The organism is Saccharibacillus sacchari (genome assembly GCF_037722395.1).
GTDB lineage: Bacteria > Bacillota > Bacilli > Paenibacillales > Paenibacillaceae > Saccharibacillus > Saccharibacillus sacchari_A.
Genome location: NZ_JBBKAR010000028.1, coordinates 1 through 4,162, shown reverse-complemented (window position 1 = coordinate 4,162; position 4,162 = coordinate 1). Strand labels below are relative to the sequence as shown.

At 47.0% G+C, this 4,162-nt stretch carries 3 protein-coding genes; all 3 read right to left on the bottom strand.

Annotation, left to right across the window (positions count from 1 at the left end):
- Nucleotides 1–64 precede the first annotated feature (64 nt).
- Nucleotides 65–2,512 carry a DEAD/DEAH box helicase family protein gene (locus WKI47_RS08440; RefSeq protein ID WP_340226720.1) on the bottom strand — a complete coding sequence of 816 codons (2,448 nt, stop codon included), beginning with the start codon at nt 2,510–2,512 and terminating at the stop codon, nt 65–67.
- A complete protein-coding gene (locus tag WKI47_RS08435) occupies nt 2,496–2,822 on the bottom strand; it encodes a nucleoside triphosphate pyrophosphohydrolase (RefSeq protein ID WP_340226719.1) in 327 nt (108 codons plus the stop codon). The genes WKI47_RS08440 and WKI47_RS08435 overlap by 17 nt, the downstream gene beginning before the upstream one ends.
- Nucleotides 2,823–2,869: 47 nt before the next feature.
- On the bottom strand, nt 2,870–4,162 hold a 1,293-nt coding region (locus WKI47_RS08430), incomplete at its 5' end, for a DUF3732 domain-containing protein (RefSeq protein ID WP_340226718.1).

Genomic DNA, 4,162 nt, shown 5'->3' with positions numbered 1-4,162 from the left:
AAAAGGAATTAAAACAAAAAAGCACATTCCTTTTTATCAAGGAAAGGTGCTTTTTTGTTTTTAGCTATTTATTTACCCGCCGCTCAAAATGCACATGCAGCCGATATTCGCAAATCTCCCGCGTCCAGCGATGCAGCAGCTCTTGATCTTCCTCCGATACATCAAACGCCAATCCGAACTTCCCATCCGCAAACTCCACCTGACTCCCTTTCGCCCCTGCCCACTTGCTCATTGGCATATCCGCGATCAGCTTCGCCACTTTAATTTGCGTCTGTTCGTTCCAGGTCCACATCGCTTTTGCTTCTTTGCCAGAAAAGTCGATGCGTTTGCGATACTCCTTCTCCGTCAGGTAGTGATGGAAAAAGGCTGCTGCCTCCTCCGCCGTTACTGGCTCGGTCCAATGCTCCGCGCCGCGCTCCAAGATATACGCTAGCACGACCATCTTGTAACTTCTCGCCATCGCCGTTTTTTCCGCGTCGCGTAGCCAGGCTTCGTATCGCTCGTACACCTGCCGCTCCCGCTCATCCAGTAGCCCGGCCCAGTTTAGGAACCCGACATACGAACCGAATTCGTCCCGGTACCCTTTGCTCGCCGAACGCCCTTGCAAATGCAGCTCCAAGTAAGTCGGAATACGTCCCAGCTCGCTTTTGACATCCAGAAAATCGCGGTGTAGCTTCTCCCGGTACGGCGCGCGTTTGCGGCTCATTTCTTCCAGCAGATTGACGACCGCCGTTTCCAGTTGGATGGAGCAGCTTTCCGGCACAGTCGGGATAGCGGTCTGCCGTTCCTTTTTTCCGCCTGGTTCGTCTTCGTCCCGATGTTCCGCAAACAAACGAAGCTTCACGTCCGCATTCCGGTAGTTGCCGATCAGGTCGATAATGACGCAGTGCGACTTTCCTTCCGCCAAACGCAACCCGCGACCTACCTGCTGCGTGAACACGGTCAGCGACTCGGTCGGCCGGACAAACAGCAGCGTATCCACGCTCGGAATATCCGTACCTTCGTTGAACAGATCTACCGTGAACAGCACGTCCATTTCTCCCGCATCCAGACGCCGTATCGCTTCTTCCCGGCTCATTTCTGTGGTGCGCGAATGCAAACTTAACGTACGTGTGCCCCTGATGCGGAAATAATCGTTCAGATAATCCGCCTGCTGGATCGACGAGCAAAACGCGACCGTACGCGTCTGCCGCCTGTTCGCCCAAGCTTCGTACACGCGCTCCGCATACTCTTCTCGAAGCTGCACCGCAAGAAGCTGCTCCTCGTCGTAATGCGTGCCCAGCCAGCGAATACCGGAATAGTCCGTTTCGTCGTGTACCCCGTAATATTGAAAAGGCGCCAGCCACTCCCGACGGATCGCCTCGATAAAGTGTATCCGGTACGCCACGTTCCCGCCGCACAGCGCATACACGTCTTGCCCGTCCATCCGATCCGGCGTCGCCGTGATGCCCAGCATAAACTGCGGCCGGAAATAGTCGAGCACCGACCGATACGATCTCGCCGCCGCATGATGGAACTCGTCGATAACGATCAGGTCGAAATCATCCGGGGAAAAGGCTTCGCGATGCTTTTTCATCCCTAACGTGTAAATAGAGGCAAACACGCAGTCGCTCCGGCTGTCTTTGGTCTGCCCGTTGTAGAGGCCGTGGCTGCGCTCCGGAAGCACATGCCGAAACGAACGTGCGGCTTGCTGAAGAATCTCCTCGCGGTGAGCGACGAACAGCACTCTTCGATAACGTTTCGCTAAAAAAGCGGCTAGGTACGTTTTGCCCAGCCCAGTCGCCATCACCACCATCGCGCGGTCGTATTCTTCTTCGATCGTGGCGTACAGCGCATCCAGTGCCATCGCTTGAGCCGGTCTCGGCTGGATCGCAGTATCGGTACTTTTTTCCTCCGTCGGCGCTTCGATCTGTACCTCTCCAACGTCCGCTTCGGCTTCTTCCATCTGGATCACCTGACGCTGCAACTCGGGATTTTTGCGGTGATTGAGCAGGTACTCTTCTTCGTAAAGTGAGATCGTATCCTCTGTCAGCGGTAGCGTAGCTTCATGATACAGATTCTCCATAAACTGATCCATCGCGTTCTGGAACGTATACGGTTCCGCCTGCGCGTTCATCGCCAGATTCCATTCATATCCCGTCTTCAGCGCCGAAAACGAAAAATTGGAAGAACCGACGATCAGCAGCCCTTCCCCGTTTTCATAGTCGAAGAGATAGGCTTTGGGGTGAAAAGACGTCCCCATGCTCCGCCATAACCGTGCTTCCAGCCGATCGTCGATCGACAGCAGTTTACGGAGTCCTTCCGGCTGGGTGATGTACAAATAGTCTCCCGCCAGCATCTTCACCTCGGCCCCTCGATCCAGCGCCTTTTTCAGATGCGGAGCCAGTAGATTAACGCCGGACTGCATCAAAAAAGACGTCATGATATAAATCCCCGTCGCATGCTGCATCCCCGCAATAAGCTCATCCCCCAGATTGCGGGTGATGAGCTTGACGTTAAGATTCGTGGACATCGATCAGGTAGATCCGCTGGTCGAAACCGCCGCGCTGGGCGGCTTTGTCGGCGCGGATCTGCTCCAACTGCTCGGGAGCTGCACCGTGTGTGACAGCGAGGGCGCGGATCACTTCGAGCATATCAGCGAGCTCTTCCAGTGCGTCAGCGTCGGAGGAAGCGGCGAAGTATTCGTCGGCTTCCTCGCGAAGCTTGGCGCGGAGTTCGGTGACGTATTCGGCTTCATCCAGGATGCGGGTAGTGGATGATTTGCCGGTGGAGGCGATGATGGTTGGGATGAGGTTGCGGATTAGTTTGTTGTGGGTTTTCATGGCATATCCACCTTTTTTCTTAATTTTTATTCATGCCACCATAAACATTAAATTAAAGCAGATCCATTTCTCCAAACTTCCCTAACGCTTTCCTTAAATCTGCGCTGGTCAGTTTCATTCAACATAGTATTAGCACTAACATGATCTACCACAATAAGTTGCGGATTAATTCCTGTTTCCTTTTGGATATCTTCAATTTCTTCAAACATTACTCTATACATATTTGTGACAGCTTGTTTATCTTTCTCTAACTCATTACCTAGCCGTTTTGAATCTTCAGTGTCGTCTTGTGGAAAATATACTTGGCTAGGTTGGTCAAAGAACATTATGAGCGGTATAGGAGATTTTTTCTTTTTCGAAGAAAAGTAACGCAATAAGCTTAAAAAAAGTGCAATATGGCATGAAACCCAGTTAGCACCGCTCCCCATTTCACTTAATGAAACTTTTTCTCCATCCTCAGAGACTAAAGAAATTTCAAATTCGTTTACATTAAAATTAAGTCGGTAGCCTTCAAATTCTTCTTCAAAATCAAGTCTCGGTTTTAATAAATTCATATTTTTATTTATTTGTTGAACAGCTATTTTTATTTCAACTTCTAAATTAAATTCTCCTAAAATTGCGTTACATTCATTTATTTTTTTTTGAACTTCCAAAAGCTCTATGTCAAGATCTCTATGGTTTTTTTTGTCCATGTTACTTAAAAAGAACTCTATCTCTATTTTACTACGCATTATTTGCTTCTCTAAGTTATGCTGTTTGTTTTGTGACAAATAGTTTTTTTCGATGTTTCTTAATTCCGCCCATCTTTTTTTTATCTCTCTAACTATTCTATCTTTTTCTGATGTTAATTTCCTATTTTCTTCTGAAAAGTGTTCGGTACTTGAAACAATTAAATCAGATTCCTGTGCTAACCATGTATTAGCTTCTTGTATATCTTCTGCAATCTGATGAATATCTTTACATTCTGTTCCACATAAAGGACAGTTATAATCTTGTGTACTTTTTAATGATAACTTACTTCTTTCTTCTAGTTTATGAAGAGAAAATATATATTCATTACTGTTCTTAGACGCTTCTTCTATTTTAAATAATCTATTCTTTAAAAGTTGTTCTTGAGCCCTAAATTTTTCAATTTCTTTTTTTAATTCTTCATGTCGTATTACAATTTGATCAGAAATATAAGATTCTTCTGTGAGTATTGGTAAGCTCTTTGATATAGACACCATCTCGGATAAACTTATATTCTCATCTAATTTTTTTCCAATTAATGAAAAGTAATTTTTTAGCTTTGGCATAAAATCTTCTTTTATAGATTCTTTGGTTTTCGAATTACTGAGCTG